At 44.9% G+C, this 21,500-nt stretch carries 9 protein-coding genes; 5 read left to right on the forward strand and 4 right to left on the reverse strand.

Going from position 1 to position 21,500, the window contains the following annotated elements:
* Positions 1-2: 2 nt before the first annotated feature.
* Both SNE26_RS06490 and SNE26_RS06500 read right to left on the reverse strand, forming a co-directional pair.
* On the reverse strand, positions 3-2,120 hold the full coding sequence (locus SNE26_RS06490) for a histidine kinase dimerization/phosphoacceptor domain -containing protein (RefSeq protein ID WP_321558545.1): 2,118 nt from the start codon (positions 2,118-2,120) through the stop codon (positions 3-5).
* Between the two features lie 750 nt (positions 2,121-2,870).
* Positions 2,871-5,219 (reverse strand): PAS domain S-box protein, encoded by a 2,349-nt coding sequence (locus SNE26_RS06500; RefSeq protein ID WP_321558547.1) that lies wholly within the window; start codon positions 5,217-5,219, stop codon positions 2,871-2,873.
* 243 nt (positions 5,220-5,462) lie between these two features.
* Between SNE26_RS06500 and SNE26_RS06505 the strand changes: the two genes are divergently transcribed.
* Positions 5,463-7,778 carry a PAS domain S-box protein gene (locus SNE26_RS06505; protein ID WP_321558548.1) on the forward strand — a complete coding sequence of 772 codons (2,316 nt, stop codon included), beginning with the start codon at positions 5,463-5,465 and terminating at the stop codon, positions 7,776-7,778.
* A gap of 390 nt (positions 7,779-8,168) precedes the next feature.
* Here SNE26_RS06505 and SNE26_RS06510 read toward each other — a convergent pair whose 3' ends face one another.
* On the reverse strand, positions 8,169-9,446 hold the full coding sequence (locus SNE26_RS06510) for an alginate lyase family protein (protein ID WP_321558549.1): 1,278 nt from the start codon (positions 9,444-9,446) through the stop codon (positions 8,169-8,171).
* A gap of 514 nt (positions 9,447-9,960) precedes the next feature.
* Here SNE26_RS06510 and SNE26_RS06515 point away from each other — a divergent pair.
* The 3 genes from SNE26_RS06515 (at position 9,961) to SNE26_RS06525 (ending at position 18,722) form a co-directional block, all read left to right on the forward strand.
* Positions 9,961-15,942, forward strand: a complete 5,982-nt coding sequence (locus tag SNE26_RS06515; protein ID WP_321558550.1) for a DUF2341 domain-containing protein — start codon at positions 9,961-9,963, stop codon at positions 15,940-15,942.
* A gap of 304 nt (positions 15,943-16,246) precedes the next feature.
* Positions 16,247-18,229, forward strand: a complete 1,983-nt coding sequence (locus tag SNE26_RS06520) for a tetratricopeptide repeat-containing sensor histidine kinase (RefSeq protein WP_321558551.1) — start codon at positions 16,247-16,249, stop codon at positions 18,227-18,229.
* A 118-nt stretch (positions 18,230-18,347) separates the two neighbouring features.
* Positions 18,348-18,722, forward strand: a complete 375-nt coding sequence (locus tag SNE26_RS06525; protein ID WP_321558552.1) for a response regulator — start codon at positions 18,348-18,350, stop codon at positions 18,720-18,722.
* A 298-nt stretch (positions 18,723-19,020) separates the two neighbouring features.
* Here SNE26_RS06525 and SNE26_RS06530 read toward each other — a convergent pair whose 3' ends face one another.
* Positions 19,021-19,191 (reverse strand): hypothetical protein, encoded by a 171-nt coding sequence (locus SNE26_RS06530; RefSeq protein ID WP_321558553.1) that lies wholly within the window; start codon positions 19,189-19,191, stop codon positions 19,021-19,023.
* A gap of 108 nt (positions 19,192-19,299) precedes the next feature.
* On the opposite strand from SNE26_RS06530, the gene SNE26_RS06535 reads away from it, so the two are divergent.
* Positions 19,300-21,498 carry a hypothetical protein gene (locus tag SNE26_RS06535; RefSeq protein ID WP_321558554.1) on the forward strand — a complete coding sequence of 733 codons (2,199 nt, stop codon included), beginning with the start codon at positions 19,300-19,302 and terminating at the stop codon, positions 21,496-21,498.
* Positions 21,499-21,500 lie beyond the last annotated feature (2 nt).

Below are 21,500 nucleotides of genomic sequence, written 5' to 3' on the forward strand. Positions count from 1 at the left end.
AGCTACAAATAATCCTTTTCTTCAAAAACTTCCTCCCGGTTTTGTTCAATAGGGAAGGTTATCATTAACGTAACGCCCCGGGCGTTTTCAATTGCAAATTTCCCTTTTAACTGCTTGCCAAGTGCTTTCATCATTTCCATGCCAAGGGAGTTAGCTTCACTAAAGTCAAAGTCGGGAGGGAGGCCGCGCCCGGTATCAGATACCTTTAAAATCGCATTTTCACCGTCTGATGTTGACAGGCTCACCAGGATTTCCCCGCCGCTATGATCAAAAGCATATTTTATGGCATTGGTAATCGCTTCGTTTAATATTAAACCAATAGGTACTGCCAGGGCCGGATCAAGGTTCAGCGGATTTAACATCTGCTTTATCTTAATCTGCCTGAACCCTGTATCGAATGAATCGCTCAGGTAATCGATCAATTCACCAATATAAGCGGGCATAGATACCAGGGCAGTAGTTGTACTGCTGTATAGTTTCTGGTGTAAAAGCGCAATAGCGTTTACCCGGTGCTGGCTGCCGCGAATTGCTTCAAGTGCGATATCGTTTTGTAAATAAGCCGATTGCGTGTTCAAAATGCTCATTACAATTTGCAGGTTGTTTTTTACGCGGTGATGTACTTCTTTTAACAACCATTCTTTTTGCAGCAGCAAATCTTCCAGCAAAACGTTTTTGGAAGTGATCACTTCGTTGCTTTTTTGTTTATGTACATTTTGCCGGAATAATAAACCTGCTATCACCAGCAATAAAAATATGGCGCCGATAGTGAGGTTTTTAACCAGGTTGGCCTGCTGTAAATTGGCCTGCTCAAGCTTGCTCTTTTGGCTTAAAAGTGTAATTTGTGCTTCTTTTTGCCGGGTTTCATATTCAATTTGCAGCTGCTCAATTTGTTTGCTTTTGGTGGTACTAAATATGGAGTCTTTAATGGTATTGGCTGAAATAAGATGATGAATAGCCAACTGATACTGCCGCCGGCTGGTATCCAGGCCAAACCAAAGAGTTTCGTTGGTGCCAAGGTCATTGTCATTACCAATCTTCTTCAATAAGTCCTGGTTCATTTTGAGATATTTTAATGCTTCGGCAAACCTGGCAGTAGCGGTGTAAAACTTAATGATCAGTTCATAATAGCTGCTCCGGGCATATAAATTGAGGTTAGGATTGTTGGTTTGCTGTATCAGTTTGTCGCAGTAAAGTTTAGCTGTATCATACTGTTTTAATGCCAGGTAAATTTTAAGATAGGTTTGACTTACCTCATCGCCTCCTTCATATAGTTTTCCGGATGGTTGTACAAATTTTTGGGTCACCTGCGTTAAAAAGGCTTTGGCTTTTTGGGGCTGATGCATCCGGAGGTAAACATCAACTATATTGCCTGCCAGCAGGTATATGGTTGCATTATCTTTCTCTGATTTGGCAATTTCCAAAGCGCGTGAAAAATAACTGATAGCCTTTTGGTTATCGCCAAGCTTTATAAAATCATAGCCCAGGTTATTATTGATCTGGCATATTAACCTCACATTATCCGCATGGCTTGCAGTGGCAATTTTCAGGGCCATTAGTTCATAGCTGATGGCTGTTTTATAGTCGCCCTGGGTATAATATAGCCTTCCCAATAAGGCGTAAAGCCCTTGCGTTTCGGTGTAGTGAGCCTGGCCATAATAGGCTAACGCCTTTTTTGCTTCGGCAAAAGCAAGGGTATAATTATTCATCATTTGATGCAGGTCGGCCAGTAAGCGGTAGCACCGTGCAAGTTCAACCAGTTGGTTTGTATGTTCAAAAGCGCTGACGGCCAGGTTCAGATAATAAATCCGGGAAACCATGGTTTCATGCAAAAGATCCTGGCTGTAATATTCAGATAGCTCAAAGTAGGCTTTACCAAGCAACGGCCCGTTATGTGCCTGCTTAATTTCCTGTATGGTTTGTTCAAGCAACGCCCGGCCGCTTTTGGGTTCGCCTTTTGATTTGTAAAATGCCGAACGGATCAATGCAATGCGAAAATTGACTTCGGCTTGCGGAGAGCGTTGATTAAGTTGTTTGGCCTGGTTAATAAAGTTAGAAGCACTATCCAATTGTGCCGGGGAAGGGTGGCGCAGGTGGGTGAAAAACTCTGCGAGTTGCAGCACTGAGTTAATACGGTTGACAGCAGGGCCCGGGAAGCTCTTTTGTAAAAGCAAAGAATCAACATGGCGCCTGGTAATTTCCTGCGCGTTTGCTGAAATAACGACAAGAAAACAAAGGATAATCAGTTTGCATTTCCGTATCGTATCAGCCCGTTTCATCTTCGGTTGGGAGCCTGTATGCATCAATCTTTTTCTAAATTTAGGTATATTCAAGTACATCTGCTAATCTTAAAGCGATACTGCCTGATGTAATTTATTAGTAGTCAGCTGTTTTTGAATTTTGTTTTAAAAGAAATGATTAGGGGCATCGAAAAAGAAATAATATTAAAAAACATTAACAAGGCTATATCAGCGCTAAAAAAATCTTTATTTAGCAATCCTTTTAGTATATTTTATCCGGTATAAATATATCCGTATTTGATAAATCATCATTTATCAGGATGCTGCAGCTCAGCACATTTCTTTTGATTGTTGACTGATGGCCGGTAATTTGTACCAAACAGGTGCCGCAGCTCCCCATTCCGCAGCACAACCCAAAGCCCGGAATTGCCAGGTTATCACATATGAGTGACATTAAACTGTGATACTGCCCGGGAAACGTATGTATGCATTCACTATTGCCCAGGTAATGTAATGTAAACAGAATAGTGTTCTTTTCGGGCATTGTCTACTGCTTTAAGCCTTAACGGGTGCGATAAGGTAAATTAGTGAAAAATTCGCGGTTAACCCGCAATGCCTATTGATTGCTTAGTTTTAAGCCAATGGTAAACTGAAATGAAAAACAGATCCGGTACCGCTTTCGCTTTCCGCCCAGATCTGGCCTTCGTGCCGGCGGATGATCTCGGCACTTAAATAAAGCCCGATACCGAAACCCGAAATATGACGGGTATGGTTGCTTTCAACCCGGTAATAACGGTCAAAGATCCTGGGCAGGTCCTGGGAATTAACCCCCATTCCCTCATCTTTTACGCTAACCTCGGCAAAGCCATTGACCAGGGCGCATTTTACTTCAATTTCCCTGCGTTTAGGCGAATATTTAACGGCGTTGCTAATCAGGTTGGAAATCACGGAGCCGATCTTTTCCTTGTCGGCATTAACCTGCACATGATCACCAATATTGATGTGGATAGTATGAGTGGAAACAGTGAGCCCGTATTCCTCAACCACCTCCCTGATCAGCAGGTCAAGATCGAATAATTCTTTGTCGATAGCGATCTTACCCGATTCCAGGCGGGAAATATTCAGGAAACCATTGATCATGCTGCTCATCCTCTTAGCCTGTATATCCGCTTTTTCCATAGCCCCTGCGAGAAAATTGTCAGGGTTATTTTTCAACTTGAGGTTAGCTACCTGGATCAGCGCCATCAGCGAGGTTAACGGCGTTTTAAGCTCATGGCTCACCATACCTATAAAATCATTTTTTCGCAGCTCATCCTGTTTCTGTTCCGAAATATCCCTGGCGATCTTGGAAACCCCGGTGATTTTTCCCTGTTTGTCACGTATAGGCGAAATGGTCAGGGATACGTCCAGGACACGACCGCCGTTTGCCAATCTTTTTGTCTCAAAATGTTCCATGCGTTCGCCGTTTTTCAAGCGGTCTATAATCTGCGGTTCCTCATCATGCCTGTCTTCCGGCACCAGCTTAAGAATGGATTGTCCTATCATTTCGGAGGCCGGATAACCAAAAATCCTTTCTGCCGATTTGTTCCAGCTGGTGATTGTCCCCTCCAGTGATTTACCGATTATCGCGTCATCCGATGATTCTACGATGGCGGCCAGTTTGGCACTGCGTTCTTCTGCTTTTCTCTGGTCGGATATGTCCAGTGCAATCACCAATCCGGCATAAACCATTCCCCGCTCGTCTGTTAATGGCACAAAATCCACCTGCAGGTCATCCCCGCCGGTACTTTTAAATTCGGTCCTGATCTGCTCACCGCTCAACATTCGGTCATAGTACTCCTTCGTTGCGGCATAGCGCTCGGGAGAGTTAACTTCGGCCATATGTAAACCTGCGTAGTTCTCCGCGTGGTAACCTAATTTTTGCATCAGGTCGCCTTCCATCGTTACCAGGTTGTGCTTCCTGTCCACAACAAGGATCAGGGAGCGGGGGATATTGACTGCTATTGAACGGAATAACTGTTCCTTCTTTTGTATTTCCTCCCTGCTTCGTTGCAACTCTTCGTTACTTGCCAGCATTTCTTCGTTTGATGCTGCAAGTTCTTCATTAATCGCTGTAAGTTCTTCATTAAGGGCCTGTGTTTCCTCTTCGCTTTCTGCAAGGGATTTGGTGCGGGCAGCTACCAGTTCCTCCAGTGATCCATTCATCAGTGAAAGTGCCTGTTGTGCCTCCAAAAGCTCTCCATTTATCGAAACGAGTTCTTCATTTGCGGTGCTAATCTCCTCATTAGCCGCGGTGAGCTCCTCGTTAAAAGCCGCAGTCTCTTGTTCTTTGAGCTGGAGGTCCCGCTGCAGGCGGTCTTTTATCTTCACATCACGAATTGCACTGAAATAAGATAGCGAAGCGATCGCAACGGCGAGTATCAGGGCAGTGACTATGGCTGCCGGGGCCACGAAGGTATAACGTTCTAAAACTGCCATGCGCTCATCCAATAGTTTGCGTTCGGTGTCTTCTGCATGGTCAACGGCAAGGCGCAACGCGTCCATGGCAGATTTTCCTTCTTCCAGGTCGGCTGTGGAAACAACCTGTTGATGTTGTTTTTTTGAAACAAGTTCCTCAAGGATGGCCATTCGCCGGGTTAGTATTGCACGAATGTCTGCCAGGTTGGCTTGTTGCCCGGGGTTATCAAGGGTTAGGGTACTTACCTCTTCAATCAGGCTCTGTGTTTTGAGATAGGCGCCCTTATAGGGGCCCAGGAAGGCTGCCTTGCCCGTGAGCAGAAAGCCACGCTGCCCGGTTTCTGCATCTTTCATCGACGAAATAGCCTGCTCAAGTTTCTGAATCACCAATGTGCTATGGCCAACAGCTTTATTACTGTTCAGTAAGTTATTAATTGTATTATAAGAAAAAATTCCGACGAGCAGCAGGATCAATATTGAAAACCCGTAGCCGAGCTGTAAATTGCGGATAAAGTTTAGTCGCATAGAGATACCTGGTATCAATGGTTTAAGGGGTACGCAATAAAGTTATGGTTTTACGAAAAAAACTACAGTGATAGTTGGGCGTTGCGGCTAATAAATGTTCCGGGTAACATAGATGTTACAATAGCCGTTGTGCCTGTTATTTGTGCAACAGTTTAATTTTAACTCCGGGGCTTAATTTTTTTAATTGGTAACTTACTAATTGACAATGACGTTTAAGAGCTTGATTGATTTTACTAACTATATATGAGAAAAGGGGCGTTTGGAATTGCCTTTGCCTATTTGCTGATTAGCCTGCTATGGATCATGTTCAGTGACCGGCTGCTATTTTATTTTGAAGGGATACTTAGCCCAAGCCAGTACCTGTGGCTGAGTTTAGGGAAGGGTGCCCTGTTTGTGATGGTTACCGCAATTGCGCTTTACGCCCTGATCAGGTCAGAAGACCGGAAGTTGAAGCAGAGCGAGAAGCAGTACCGGAGCATGTATGAATCCAATCCAAACCCCATGTGGATTTACGAGCCGGGGACCCTTCGGTTTATTTCGGTAAACGATGCTGCCATTGCAGTTTATGGCTACAGTGCAGAAGAGTTCCGGCAACGGACGATCCTGGACATCAGGCCTGCCGAAGACCGGGAAAATGTGGTTTCTTCATCAGAACGACTGGACAGTAAGCTTAACCACAGCGGTACCTGGCGCCACATTAAAAAGGACGGACAACTGATTTACGTAAATATTACCTCGCATAAGATCCGGTTTAATAAAAAGCCCCATATCATGGTTATGGTGCGTGATATGACCGAACGGGTAGAATTTGAGCAAGCCCTTGAGAAAGTAAACCGGGAGCTTGTGGAAGAAAAACATAAGCTCAGTGAAACGCAGCTGTTGTCGCGGGTAGCCGGATGGGAATTCTATCCGCGGGAAAACAAGCTGATATGGTCAGATGAAGTTTATCGCATTGCCGGTTTGAACCCGGATGATGACCGGGAAGCTTTCGATATTTATGTACAGCACATTTATCCGGAAGACCGGCCGCTGATGATCAATGCCCTGCATGAGCTGATCAGTACCGGTAAACAGCTCGATGTAACGCACCGGATCACTGCCCTGGATGGTACTACCCGTTATATCCGCCAGCTTGCACGCCTGGAAAGCAGCGGAGAGCAGGAATTGAAGATATCTGGTTCATTACAGGATATCACAGAACTCAAGCAATTGGAACTGGAGCGTAACCGGTACCTGTATAGCTTTGAGCATACCCTGAACAGTATCACCGATTGCTTTTTTGAGCTGGACAGACAAATGAAGATAACCCGGATAAACGACATTTTCCGGGAGATGGTTAAAACCGACAGAAGCCAGATTATAGGCACAAGTATTTTTGAGTTTTTTCCTAAAAGCGAAAATAAGTTTTACCAGGTTTACCAGAAAGCACTTGAAGAACGCGTTATTGTAAGGCATGAAGATTACTCGGTTATCCTGCAGCGCTGGCTGAGGATGGCTGCTTATCCTACTGATGAAGGCGTTGCAGTATACTTCGCCGACATTACCGAAGACAGGCTTAAAGATGAACGGTTAAAAGAAGCCGTTGAACGTTACGAACTGGTGGCCCAGGCAACGAGGGATGTTGTTTATGATCTTGATATTGTTGAAAACAAACTGATCTATAACACCAGCCTTACCCATTTGGTACACATCCCGCACGAAGAGATCAGTTATGAGCTGGAATGGTGGAGGTCGCTGATCCATCCTGATGATATGGAAGAAGTAGTGAGCAGCCAGGAGAGGATCAGCCGCGCCGGTTTAACTAACTGGGAATGTGAATACCGGCTCAATTGCGGCAAAGGTGAATACAAATACGTGATGGACCAGGGGTATTTCATATATAACGACCAAAAGCAACCTGTAAGGCTGATAGGGGCTGTAAGAGATATCGATGCCCTTAAACGGAGCACCCAGGAAAATAAGCGGCTGGCACGGATCATTAAACAGGTAAATAACATGGTGCTTATTACCGACGATCTGCGCAGGGTGCAATGGGTGAACAATGCCTTTGTGGAGCTTACCGGCTACCCGATGGAAGAGGTAAGAAATAAGATGCCGGGTGATTTTTTGACAGATCCAGACGATCCCGTCATCCAAACGCTTATCCGGAAGCAGCAGGCCAGGGAAGCTTTTGGTATAGACACGATCATTTATACCAAAAACGGAACGCCGGTTTGGGTATCAGCCCAGTTAACCCCTGCATATGATGAAGATAACGCTTTTCAGGGTTACATCATCGTTTGCCAGGATATAACTTACCGCAAGGAAAAAGAAGAGGAGATAAACAGGCAGAACCGATTACTCCGTGAAGTGGCGTGGATGAGCTCGCATGAGATCAGGCGTCCTGTGGCAACTATGCTCGGATTGGTAAACCTGCTGGATCTGGCCGAAGATGAGAATGAGCGAAAAGAGATCTTTTCAAAACTCCGTGAATGCGCCCGGGAAATGGACAGCATGGTACATGAGATCCACCGCCGCATCGAAACCGAAAAAGTCCTGCAAATTGCACGTGACCTGTAGACCGGTAATTTAATGGTTAGCATAAAGACATAGTAAAAACTTAACATTACCACGTTATTTATCGCTGTAGCGAAAACCTGCCTAAATAAAATTAACAACAGTCTTTTTAGCGTTACCCCAATATATCGTAGCCGGAATTTAATCCCGGCTACTCGCTTTTCAGGCTCTTTACCGGGCTTGTTAACGCTGCTTTTATCGTTTGGATACTCACCGTAAGCAGTGTGATGACAAGCGCAGTAAAACCGGTGACGATAAATGACCCGTCCGGAAAAAGCTATACAGACTTGTGAGTAATTCTGTAATAGCTTTTTGTATTAGTAACAATTAACCGCATAAAGCACATTTTGGATGGCCTTATGCGGCTATACTGTCTCTGCCAGTGTTTTAATGTTATCTGGTATAGGTTAGTGTGCCAAAACCCAACTGATCATAGCCGCCGCTGGTAGTGCCATAGTTGCCCCCGCCGCCTTCAGGGCGCATGCTGGCAGCGTACGCGGCAATATTGGGCGAACTTAGTCCTCTTAATTGTACGTAGTGTGCATAAAGCAGTTCCCAGCTTGGCCTGCGGTCGCCGCGGCCTGAAGCTGAAATAACCGTTTGCGACTGTGCTGTACAATTTGTCCCATTGCCCCAGTTATAGGTAGTAAACGGTACTGTATTATTCAGGTTGTATGAGGCTATATACTCACACATGCCCTGTATACGCGGGCGTGTGTCATTCCAGGGATTATAGGCAAAAAGATCCTGCCCCTGGTTAAAGGCCATTTGGCAAAATGCACCATAAAGAGAAACATCCAGGCAACTGTGACCCTGATCGCGGCCGCTTTCCTGGCATTGGGCAATGCCGCCCTGGTCTGCATAAGCAAATGGCGCCGCGTGCCCGTAAGCACCGTTTCCGGCCCCGCTTTTAAAATAGGCAATTGCTTCGTTAAACTTGGCAGTATCGTCACATAATACGCCAATTGCGAGAATACTGGCCATATTACAGGCGTCCCAGTTGGCCCAGTAATTTGTAATACAGGCGCCGTTGTGATTGGTAAGGAAATCATGGTTCACAGGGTAGAATACGTTCAGCATCATATTCTTAAACTGTGTGAAATCTGCAGCTGCCCATCCGCTGTATGAACGCATTATTTCGGCCGCATTTGCAAATTCATAGCCGTAAATACCCGCCGCAAGAAAACGATCTGCCGAACCCTGGATGGAGGTTAGCGTGGATGACCATGCATTCATGATCTGGATGGCCTTATCTGCATTTGCGGTTGTGCCGGCTATTTTCCAGCGCAGCGCATTCTGATAAGCAGCAGCGATATCATTATAAAGTTTTGAATAGTTTTCGGGTGATCCGCTGCCCCTGTAAACAATGGCCACAGGACCTTTCATTGCATAGGTTGATGAAGAATGGGAATTGGCCACAAGTGTGTCCCAGCCAGATTTTTGGGGTTGTGTATTTGAATTAACCTTACTGATCATCCTGGTGAAATCGGCAGCGTTATGCAACAGGCCGGGGTGAGCGAAGGTAGTAGCCTGGGTAGCAAGATGCACCTTACCGGCATTCTCCGTGTTAGCCTGGGATTGTGACTGGTTAGCGTTAACGCCGCCTTTCTTACACGAAAATAGGGCGCATAGAAGCAGAGCCACAGGGGCTGCGTAAAGTATTGTTTTCATTTTAAGTAAATTATAGGTTTATAAATACTGAATAGAGACAGTAATATCTATAGACAACAAAAAAATTGGTTGATACTCTGGCTTAATGACTTTTACTGTTGAAACGGTTATCGTTTGCCTGTATAATGAGGATTTAATAATCAATCCTGGTAATTAAAAACGCATCAGTTTTGACGGCTGCATGTAATTAGGACCTGATATTTGATCTTCTTTTATCGGGCAATTCTATTTTATCCCGGGTATAGACTTGCCAGGAAGCGCAATTACGGCTATAGCTGCCCTCCTCATCAGGTAGTAAAGCGGAAGCGTTTCCGCTGCTTATTTTCCTGCGCGTCTATTGAAATGATTAGCTTCCATATTATTAAAGCCGATGTTTACGTGTTTTTCGTGTACTTGTAATAGTTGGTTCAAATAATTGATTTTCTGTAAATAACTAAACCAATTGAGCTGTCCGTTCGTATAAAAGCGAGATATTATTAAAAATATTATTTGATAAAATTTTTTACCTGTGAATATGAAAGGGCGTCATGCTTACTTTTTACTATCGGTTGCTTTAATATTGTTGGGGAACAACCTCTTTGCTGTTCCTCCCACCATTAGCTATACTTCACCCAATGTTTATACCGTAGGCACAGCAATTACAACCCTTACACCTACAGTTGGTGGAGGCGGAGTTAGCGCGATAGGCTATAGCGCGTCTACAGCGCTTACGGGCGCCACTTTAAACAATCCCCGCGGCGTGGCTATCGACGCAGCCGGCAATATTTATGTAGCCAATACGGGTAACAATACCATCAGTAAATATAATTCAAGCGGTACTTACCTCGGCACTTTTGGCACCGGCGCTACCATGTCGCTTCCTAAAGACCTGGTTTTTGATTCATCGGGTAATGCTTACGTATTAAACCTTGGTGCTACCCCAGGCACAGGCAGCCTGTATAAATATAATTCGAGCGGTGTATACCAGTCTACCGTACTTAGCGGCCTAAATTATGCTTTGGGAATTACCATTGATCAATCAGATAATATTTACATCGCCGACCAGGGCGCTGTTACAGTAAAAAAATACAATACCAGCGGTACACTCTTGCTTTCGTTGCCTACTACTAATTTAAGCACTCCCCTTGGGGTAGCTGTGGATGCATCGGGTAACATTTACGTATTAAACAACGGCACAGGGAACGTAACAAAATATAATTCGGCCGGAACATTTCAATCTACTTTTCTTAGCGGATATACCTCTGCGCAAGCCATAACCATTGATGGTGCCGGAAATTTTTACGTAAGCGATAATGCAGCTACCAATACGGTTTATGTTTACAATCAAAGTGGCACCTTGCTTACCAGTAAACCCATTAACGACCCCCAGGGGATAGCTGTCGACAGTAAGGGCGTCATATTTACATCGGCCTATTTTAGCAACCAGATGAACAAATCCACCCCAACGGGTGGCTTTTTCCTAAGCGGGTCCTTACCTGCCGGCTTAAGCTTTAACAGTTCAACAGGCAGCATCAGTGGCACCCCGACAGCAGCGATGGCAACGACCACCTATACTGTTACGGCCTATAATTCCACTGGTTCAGGTAGTAACACGGTTACTATTACAGTTAATCCTACCGCCCCTACGGGTACCGGCGGCTCAACATGTGCTTCGGGAACAGCAACACTTTCAGCTTCAGGAAGCTCACCGTCGGGCGGGGTATATAACTGGTATGCTGCCCTTACAGGCGGTTCATCTTTGGGAACGGGTTCAACATTTACTACACCAACCCTAACGGCAACTACCACTTATTATGTCAGCTATACCCAAAACGGAGCAACAAGCACGCCGCGCATCGCCGTAACTGCAACTGTAAATGCCGGTCCGGCTATTGCTACTGCCCCCACAAGTCCAACCGGCAGTTTATATCTTTCCTATCCGTTTACCGGTAATGCCAACGATGTTTCAGGCAATTCAAATAATGGAACGCTCCAAAACGCCCCCACGCTTGTGGCGGATCGTTATTGGGCCGCAAACAGCGCCTATAGCTTTAATGGTTCAAGTCAGTATGTTTCTACCACTACTGCTGTAGCGTTTCCCGGCCCCCAAAACTTCTCCATTAGCGTATGGTTCAAAACCAGTTCGGCAGGGGGGAAACTGGTAGGTTTTGGCTCATCGCAAACCGGGCTAAGTATTTCCGATGACCGACATATTTATATGAGTAACAGCGGGCAACTTTATTTTGGCCTTTTCCCGGGAACTCTTAAAACCATAAATACTACGACAACTTACGCGGATGGTAACTGGCACCATGTAGTGGCCACTGAATCAACAACCAATGGGGCCAACCTGTATGTTGATGGGGCACTGCAGGCTACAGATGCCACTATGACTGCTTCGCAATCTTATGCCGGTTACTGGCGTATCGGTTATGATAATCTGCTAAGCTGGACAAATGCACCAAGCAGCTACTATTTTAACGGATCGCTGGATGATATAGCTGTTTATAAAACAGAATTAACCGCTTCTCAAGTGTATGCATTGTATGGTGCGGGTAGTACGCCGGTTTGTTCAGGGAGTACGCTTACTTTTCAGGCCAATACGGTAAGCGGCGCAACCTACTCCTGGTCGGGACCGGGCGGTTTTACATCTACCTCACAAAACCCTGCTATCAGTAATGCAACAACAGTCAACGCCGGTACTTATGTGCTGACCGTAACCGGTTCAAACGGCTGTACTTCGCAATTAAATGTAACCGCAACAGTAAATGCTTTACCTTCAACAACATTTACCGCAACATCTTCGGTAAACGTTAACTCAAATGCTACCATTACCTATACAGGAACAGATCCTTCAACCTCAACCTATAGCTGGGATTTTAATGGGGGCACACCGTCAACCGGCACCGGGCAGGGGCCGTTTTCGGTGCAGTGGGCAACACAAGGCACAAAAACCATTACATTAACTGTCACCAATGCTGCCGGTTGCTCCTCATCATCAACGCAAAATGTAACTGTGAACCTGGCCACCTACGGTAATTATGCCTTTGGAGAAACCGTTACATTAAATACAACCTCTCTTGGTATTACCTCAAATCTTACCAATTTCCCGGCATTGCTCAGTATACAGGATAATAATTTGATTATTTCAAATACCTGTGCCGATAAGGTGCAGAACCCCAACGGGCCAAATTATGATTTTGCCTTTGTAAGCGGGGGCAGTGAGTTGTATTACCAGGTAGAAAGCTATAACCAAACTACCGGTACCCTGCTGGTTTGGGTACAAATACCCACTTTAACTTACGCAGCCAACAATGTTATAACGTTTTATTATGGTTCAAAATCGCCTACGGTTACACACAATGCCGCTTTTTTTGCAAATACATGGGCAAGTAACTACCTGGCTGTGTTTCATTTTAATGAGGCAAGCTACACGGGTTCGGTTGCCGATGGTACTGCAGGCGGGCATACGGGCACCGCCAGCGGGATGACTTCGGCAGATCTTGTTACCGGTAAAATCGGCACAGCTTACAGCTTTAACGGATCGAGTAAAAAAATTACAACCAATGCCGTATCTGTTACCGGTGCCTTTACCATATCGGCCTGGGTGAAATTGGGGGCTACGGGCCTGGATCAAAAAGTGATGACAAACCAGGATGCTACCGGCGGGTTCAGCGGTGGTTATAAAATGGGGATCTATACTAATAACATTCCTGAGTCGGAGTCAGGTATTGCTTCAAACAGGCTCAGTATACCTAATCCAACCGCTTTTGCCAGCGGTGCGTGGCATTATATACAAAGTGTTTATACCGGATTAAGTTTAAGTACTTATGTTGATGGAACGCAGTATAAGATATTACCGTCTATCATTAATCCCTCGGCTAATTCAAACTTTTACATAGGAGTAGGGGAAGGCGGGACCGGATTTTATTTTAACGGGGTAATTGATGAACCGCGCGTTTCAAATGTTGCAAAAACGGCCGACTGGCTTAAGGCTGAATATGTAAATCAAAATAACCCGGTAACATTTACTACTGTTGGCACTACCGCTGTTAATACTACTAACGCCGCAGCCATACCGGGCGCTTTAACCTATACCTATAAAGGCGTTACAGGAACTTATACCGACGCCAGCAACTGGGATAATACCACCGCCGGCACTACCAACCAGGCTCCTGCCTTTGACGGCACGGCCACCCTAATTATTCCAACGGGAAAAAGTATTACAATTAATACTAATGCCTCGGTATACGGGCTTACCCTAAACGGCACAGCTTCAATAAGCCTGAGTGCGAATTTGAGCGTTGGCTGCAATATATATAACCAGGGTACGGGAAAAATAGATTGGAACAATTTAAATACATCAAAGATAACCTGGAACGGAACCGGCGCTGCCCAAAGCTACAATGGCGCTACCTCAACAGGATATGCTCATGTGGGCACTATGGAAGTGAATAATTCCGTGGGCGGAACAGTAACAGTTAATAGTGATACACTTGATATTTACAGCGAACTCAAAATTACCAAGGGAAACCTGGCGGTTGCCCCCGGGGGTATTATGGTGCTCAAAAGCAGTGTATCTCAAACGGCCTCTGTCGATCCAATCCCGACCGGGTACAGCATCACCGGAACGGTTTATGCAGAACGCTATTTCAAGGCAGGGACTATTACTGCCAATACCCGCAATTACCGGCTTCTGTCTTCCCCGGTTAATACGACTACAGGTGCCTACAATCTCAGTTACCTGAATGCCAATTCAGGCAATTTCTCCGGGGTTTTTGTTGCAGGCCCAACAGGTACAGCGGGCGGATTTACTGTCACGAACGCCGCGTCTACGGTTTATTTATACAAAGAGAACCTGCCGGCAAGCAGTACCACATTTAACTCAGGGAATTTTAAGGGCTTAACAGATATTTCGGGTAATACGATATCTTATTATACCGGCACCGGCAGCACAACTGCAACAACAACGCTTCCGGTAGGTAATGGCTACATGTTATATTATGCCGGAAATAATGTTAACAATGTTACCTCCACAACGGCACTGAATAAACAGTATCGATTTGGCGGAAGCTATATTGACCCGGATGCTTCAACGATGGTAGCCGTTGGTACACTTAACCAGGGCAGCATCCCGGTAAAACTATGGTGGAACAGCAGCAGCTCCACTTTAAGCAAAGCACAAACCGGTTATAACCTGGTAGGCAATCCATATGCCTCTTCTATTGATTGGGACACCTTTTCGCAAAGCGGTTCAACAAATGGTATTTACGGCCCCGGTGTATCTGCTACCATATATGTTTTCAATTATACTAATAAAAACTACGGCGCTTATACTGCTTTGATCCCGGGAGGCATTGGCACCAATAATGCAACCCGTTACATAGCAAGCGGGCAGGGTTTTTTTGTGCAGGCTACCACAACTTCGGCGTCATTGACTTTTAATGAAGTAGCTAAAACAACTGTACAGCCCAGCTCCCTGGGGAGTACCCTGTATATGCTGATGAGCAAAAAAAGCCAGGCGATAGCCAAACCCCAGTTAATGCGGATCAGGCTTGCAACGGATTCGGTTAATACGGACGAGATCATGGTATTATTCGATCCCGGATCCAAAAATGAATATGAGCCTTTTTACGATTCAGACCGGTTAAACGGCATCGGGAATGTTTCGACACTGGCCAGCTACGGATACAAAAGCCAAAACATGCTGGCCATTAACAGGATGGATGTTATAGATTCCACTACCCGGGTAAAGTTATTTGTGAATGTTAATAATTCGGCAACCACAGATACAATTTCCGGCTCTGGATTTGAATCGCTTGATTCACGATATGAAATCTATCTGCTTGATCATTATAAAAAAGATTCTTTGCTTTTCAGCCAGCATAAACGTTATCCATTCAATATCGACAAAGCTGACACCACCAGCTACGGGGCAAACAGGTTTGAAATAGTATTTCATAAAAAAAGTTCATTAAACTACCGGCTGCTGAGTTTTGAGGCAAGCCCGGTTAAGGGTGGGGTTCAGTTAACCTGGAAAACAAAGAATGAAGGAAGCCTGTCCGGCTTTACACTGGAAAGGCAGGACGGCTCTAAAGAATTTATTTCTTTAACATCGATGTTAAGCAATGGCAGCGGGTCTTATACCTATATAGACAGGTTTCCGTTAACAGGTACCAATTACTATCGCTTACAGCAAAATGATCCTTTTAATATTATCAGCTATAGCAAAATAGTAGCGGTAAACTTTAATGCCCCTGGCATCATTAATGAGTTAATGACACTTTATCCTAATCCCGTTAACAGTGAGTTTTATATTAAGATCAATAGAAATGCACCAGACAGGGTGCTACTTAAGGTAACCGGCATAACCGGCCAGGTGATGCTTTACCAGGAAACAGATGGCAATAATATACAACAGAACGTAAGCAGTCTCCTGCCCGGAAACTACATTGTTGAGATTTCGGATAAGGCGACCAAAAGGCTGATTGGAATTAAAAAATTTAACAAAAGATGAAATTTTACCTCTGCAAAACAATCTATCGGGTCGGTAGGATATTATTGACCTTTTATCTGGTAATAAGCCCCATGTTGCTTTTTGCTGATGATCCGGGCGCACCGTGTGATGACAGCGACCCGCTGGATAATAATTGTCCGCTGGATACGTGGATTATTTATATATTCATATTAGCGCTTATTCTTACAGCTATCCACCTGCACAAAAAGCAAATGGTCTCCGGTCGTTAACACCCGGAGGTATTGAGCAGTTGATAAAGCGCCAGGGAATAAAGACATCATATAACATTTAGAAAACATATCAAATGTTCGGCTTTGCAACGATTCGCAAACTTCGTTTATATACGCTGTGTATTATTATGCATGGTATCCTGGCTTGCTTTGGAATTATAATTGGTGCAGTCCACTGCCAGGCTCAGGTTAACAGCATAAATACGCAAATTAAAAACCTCGATAAAGCAAAGCACGACACCGACAGGGTAAATATCTATTACTCTATTTCAAGGTTGTATTGGAGTAAAAATGCAGACAGTGCATTGTTAATGGCGCAAAAATCCCTCGAGCTTGCAAAAAGGATTCATTTTGAAAAAGGCATTGCCCTGGCATATCTTGCAGAAGGGGTGGCCCTTGGATACAAAGGAAGATGGCCCGAAGCTCTTAACAGTCATTTACAGTGCCTGCGTATAAGTGAAAAACTGGGAATGGAAGGATTAAGCGGAAACGAATACAATAATATAGCCGGCTTATACACCTCTATGGAGGATTATCCCAAAGCATTGTATTATAACCAACAGGCTTATAACATAGCGCTGAAACAAAATGACCCTGCACATGAAGGTACTTTTAGCCCGTTGGTAAATATTGGCGAAATATTTAAGAAAAAAGGAAAGCCTGATTCGGCTATTGCCTATAATTCAAAGGCATTAGCCATAGCACAACGAGTAAAAAATCCCATCTACATGGCGGCCACAATGTATAATATCGCCGAAAATTATATTACTAAGAAAAATTACCGGCTGGCCGAAGAATATTTATACAAGGCGCTTGATATTGCGCAAAAAGCAGGTGATGATGAAGATGTTGCATACTGTCATAGTGGGCTGGCACTTACATCTTATTTTACAGGTAAATACAACTCCAGTATGCTTTATGCGCAAAAAGCCCTTGAAGAAAGCAAGAGATCCGGCATTGTTGAGCTTATTCAAACTGCCTATAATGTATTATACTTAACCCATCAAAAAACAGGTAATTATAAACAGGCACTATATTATCGCAACCTTGAAGTTGCTTTGAACGATAGTTTGAAAACCGAACAAAGACTGAAAACTATCAGGAATATGCAGTCTGTTTATGAGCTGGAAAAAAAGGAACGGCAAATTGATCTGCTAAATAAAAATAAAATTATAGGTCAGAAAGAACTGGAAAAGGTGAGCCTGAAGCGGGATATTTTAACCGCGGGGACCATCCTTTTATTGTTGCTCGCTTTTATCCTGCTCAGAAATTATATGCAAAAAAGGAAGCTCAGTGAGCAGCTGGCTTTGCAAAATAAAAGCATATCAGAGCAAAACCTTCACCTGGAAGAGCTTGTACACGTAAAAGACCGCCTGTTTTCAATTATCGGGCACGACTTAAGAGGCCCGATCCATACCATCAGCCATATGATGGATATAGTAAAGGAAAAAAGCCTGTCGGAAGAAGAAAGCGATTACTGGATTGAAAAGATAGATGAGACCCTGATTATAACCTCCAGCTTAGTTGAAAACCTGCTATACTGGGCAAAAAGCCAGTTAGACGGAATCCAGCCTAACCCTGCCGGCTTTGACCTGCGAAAGTTAATTGACCAAAATGTTATGCTGCTTAAACAACGGGCCGCCGAAAAGAAAGTGATAGTAACAGGTGCGGAGATGGCTGAGCCTGTGATGGTATTCGGAGACGAAACCATGATTGATATTGTGATCAGGAACTTATTGGAGAATGCCGTGAAATTTTCAAAAGCGGGTGACTATGTTACCGTAACCGCCGAAAAAAGCGAGGCCTTTGCGATATTGAAGATCCAGGACAACGGCAAGGGGATTCCCGAAGAGGCGCAATCAAAGATATTTAACAAATATACTTCCTATACCACTTTTGGCACTGCCAGTGAAAAAGGGAGCGGGCTTGGACTTTTATTATGTAAAGAGCTTGTGGAAAGGAATAATGGCACCATATGGTTTGAAAGTAAGGCTGGCATCGGAAGCTCGTTCTATTTTACTGTGCCAATAGAAAACGAAGAGTTGGTTGCTGTTTAAAGCTGTTTTAAACAGGTCAGAAGATGGGATGTCTACTTATTCTTCAATAATCCTCCGATATCAGGGCATGATGTTTGTGTGAAAAGAGCTATGTTAAAACGTAGCTTTTAGAACTATAATGATTGCCTCTTATCAGAAGAGAGTCCTGGTTGTTGATGATGATAAGGACATTCGTGAATTAATGCACCTGATCCTGGAGATGGAGGGATATGCGGTGACCGAACTGGATAATGGTCATGGCGTCCTTGAAGCTATACAGGCTTTACGACCGGATGTTGTGCTGCTGGATGTTATGCTGGGCGATATGGATGGCCGTGATATTTGTAAATATTTGAAGAATGACCCGGGGATGCAGGATATACCTATAATCATTGTTTCTGCAAGTCACGGGCTGCATACAATACACGGGAAGCAATGCGGCGCCGATGATTACCTGTCCAAGCCTTTTGATGTGAATGACCTCATTAATCATGTACGCCATTTTGCCGCCTGACCTGCTCCAAACTTTCAGGTGTGCCATGTCCCGGCAGCTATATGGATGCCCAATGGTGTCCAATCATCGGGCAAGCTTTCGATGAGCAGCAATTATACTTACCTTATTCTCCCATAGCCCGCAATCTTCCATGATTTTTAGATGCCGGTTTGTTGCCGGCACGGATTAGTGGCCCGGTTGTGTCAGACAAGCAACGCTTTTGTGTTCGATGGAAACCTCTCCAATTTAACCATAGCCGGAGTTGAGCACAAAACGTGCATTCTTGAAATTCTGCAGTTCTTTTTCCATGATTTACCTGTTAATTGCTGCGGCCGCGAAACAATGAGATGATCCAGATGAGGACCGCGATAACAACGATGACCGCGAAAATACCGACTGCAGCACCGGCTTTGAAAATACCGACAATGGCATCGCAACTACTTAACAACAGGCAAAAGCTTAGGAATACGGGTATGATTAACTTTTTCATATATTGATACTTTTATAATTAAAACTTAAAACAGTAAGCGATGTTTTAATTATCATTCAAAAGCTATTTTTTTAGAGATTTTTTTAATTGTTAACCCGATTCAAACCTATGAACGCATCTCCCTGGCTCAGGAACACCAAAGCCGCCCTGCATTTGTCTGACCATATTCCCGTGTATAAAACCACAGCAGGCAGTTACGATTTTAAAATATATGAGCTTGGCGACAGCTGCTGGCTGGTGGCCGGTTGGCCTAATGGCAGTCAGATCGCTTTCCGGCTGGCTTACTCACCTAACGACCGGTTACAGATCACAGTAAAAGAAAGAAAAAACGACGTGCGGTTGAATATCGGCTCGCTGCTGGGCGACTATGAGGTTATCCTGACGCTCCCCACAGAAGATAGGCCTGTACTTCATCACACCACCAGGCTAACGCCGGCCTCTACCTTGTTGTTCCCTTATTGGCCGCGTGATATTGTACCGCTTGGCCCTGAAGGCAGTGAAAACATGGCCGAAGGAGAAATCCATGTCAGCCAGGTGGGTACACGTTCGGGGCAGCTTTACTTTAGCCTGAACCGGCCAAAAGCAGGCTCGGTTTTATACCTGCAAAACCTAACCGCACTGGCCGATTACAACCAGCAAACCGAAACCTCTGCGGGGGACTGTGTCGGCGGTGAATGGCCCGAAATTGGCTTTGCCCTGCCGCCAACAATTAAAAACAAGCCGCTGGAAGCTGGGACAAGCTATACATTGAGCGATGCTTTTATTGTTTTTTCGGAAGAGGTACCTGCAGATGAGGCGGCTATGGTCCGGCAATACCTTAACCTGCTGGCAGAAGTTTACCTGGCTTTACCCAGGCCGGCAACGAATTATATCCATTGGCCCGACATACTTGGTAAAGGGTTAAAAGACCTGATAGATAATCCCGGCTGCTGGGTACAACTTGACGGCCATCAGTATTTCAACGCGTATGTATCAGATTATGTGACCCCTCCCGAGATCATGGTTCAACTGGCGGTACTGCTGCCTTTACTTGATTATGTGGAATGGAGCGGCGCGGAACTGGAAGTAATGAAAAAGGTTAAAGACGGCCTGCCGTCGTTCTTTAGTGAAAAATACGGCACTGTAATGCGCTGGCACCCAAAAGCAGCCGATACACTGGAAGGTGAGGAAGAACAAAAACAACCGCTGGTGATGGATTCCTGGTACCTGCACCATCCTTTGTTAAACCTGTCCCGCCTTGCGCTGAAGGGAGACATGGTAGCCGAAAAGTTATTTTTGGATTCGCTGGAATTTTCGATACGGGTAGCACATCATTTTGATTATAAATGGCCGGTTTTTTATAAAGTGGATACGCTTGAAGTAGTGAAAGCCGAAACGCAGCCGGGCAAAGGAGGCGAAAAGGATGTGCCGGGCTTATATGCCCATGTTATGCTGCAGGCCTGGGAACTTACAGGCAAAAAACGCTATTTAACCGAAGCAGAAAAAGCAGCCATGCATTTGCGCGGCCAGGGCTTCGATTTGTTTTACCAGGCCAACAATACCGCCTTTTCTTCCGGTGCAATGCTGCGCTTATATAAAATCACCAAAAAAGAAATATACCGCGAGCTAAGCTATCTGTGCCTGGCAGGTGTGTTTAAAAATGTGAAGCTCTGGGATTGTAACTATGGCTATGGAAAAAACTTTCCGACATTTTTTGCGCTGTTTCCGCTGAATGATGCCCCTTATACGGCAGTATACGAAGAACAGGAAGTATTCTGCGCACTGCATGACTACCTCCGTTATGCCGGGGATATTGAAATTTTACCTTCTGTACGCCTGCTGATAACCGAGTATGTCCGTTACCTTGTAGACCGTGCCGCTTATTACTACCCGACAATGCTTCCGAAAGAAATGCTCCAGGACGAGCCTAAGATAGGTGAGGTTGATCCGAACCTGTGGATTGCACTTGAGGACTTACACGATGGCTGGGAAAAATCAGGTCAGGTGGGCCAGGAAGTATATGGGGCAGGCAATGCTTTCGGGATCCTGCCGCGTCACTATATCCGTATACCTGATCAGCCTTTTATGATTTTTACAGATTACCCTGTCTACCGGTTTTCCACCCGGAAGCAAGGTTATCTCCATCTCCGGATGGAGGGTGATGCCCGTCTTGGCGGTCGCCTGATGGTGGTCAAGACCGGCCGTGATAAATTGCCCGGGGTAGAAGTGTGTATTAATCAGAAACCTATCGACGGTAAAAAAGTCAAAAGCGGCCACCTTGAATATCTGGTGCCTGGCAATGCGGAAATCACCATCAACTGGAAATGAAA

The sequence above is a fragment of the Mucilaginibacter sp. cycad4 genome, from assembly GCF_034263275.1.
In the GTDB taxonomy this organism is placed as follows: Bacteria; Bacteroidota; Bacteroidia; order Sphingobacteriales; family Sphingobacteriaceae; genus Mucilaginibacter.

Coding starts and splice junctions, on each gene's coding strand:
- SNE26_RS06500 (WP_321558547.1), bottom strand. CDS start 5,219: ATGCGACTAAACTTTATCCGCAATTTACAGCTCGGCTACGGGTTTTCA.
- SNE26_RS06505 (WP_321558548.1), top strand. CDS start 5,463: ATGAGAAAAGGGGCGTTTGGAATTGCCTTTGCCTATTTGCTGATTAGC.
- SNE26_RS06535 (WP_321558554.1), top strand. CDS start 19,300: ATGAACGCATCTCCCTGGCTCAGGAACACCAAAGCCGCCCTGCATTTG.
- SNE26_RS06520 (WP_321558551.1), top strand. CDS start 16,247: ATGTTCGGCTTTGCAACGATTCGCAAACTTCGTTTATATACGCTGTGT.
- SNE26_RS06515 (WP_321558550.1), top strand. CDS start 9,961: ATGAAAGGGCGTCATGCTTACTTTTTACTATCGGTTGCTTTAATATTG.
- SNE26_RS06530 (WP_321558553.1), bottom strand. CDS start 19,191: ATGAAAAAGTTAATCATACCCGTATTCCTAAGCTTTTGCCTGTTGTTA.
- SNE26_RS06510 (WP_321558549.1), bottom strand. CDS start 9,446: ATGAAAACAATACTTTACGCAGCCCCTGTGGCTCTGCTTCTATGCGCC.
- SNE26_RS06525 (WP_321558552.1), top strand. CDS start 18,348: ATGATTGCCTCTTATCAGAAGAGAGTCCTGGTTGTTGATGATGATAAG.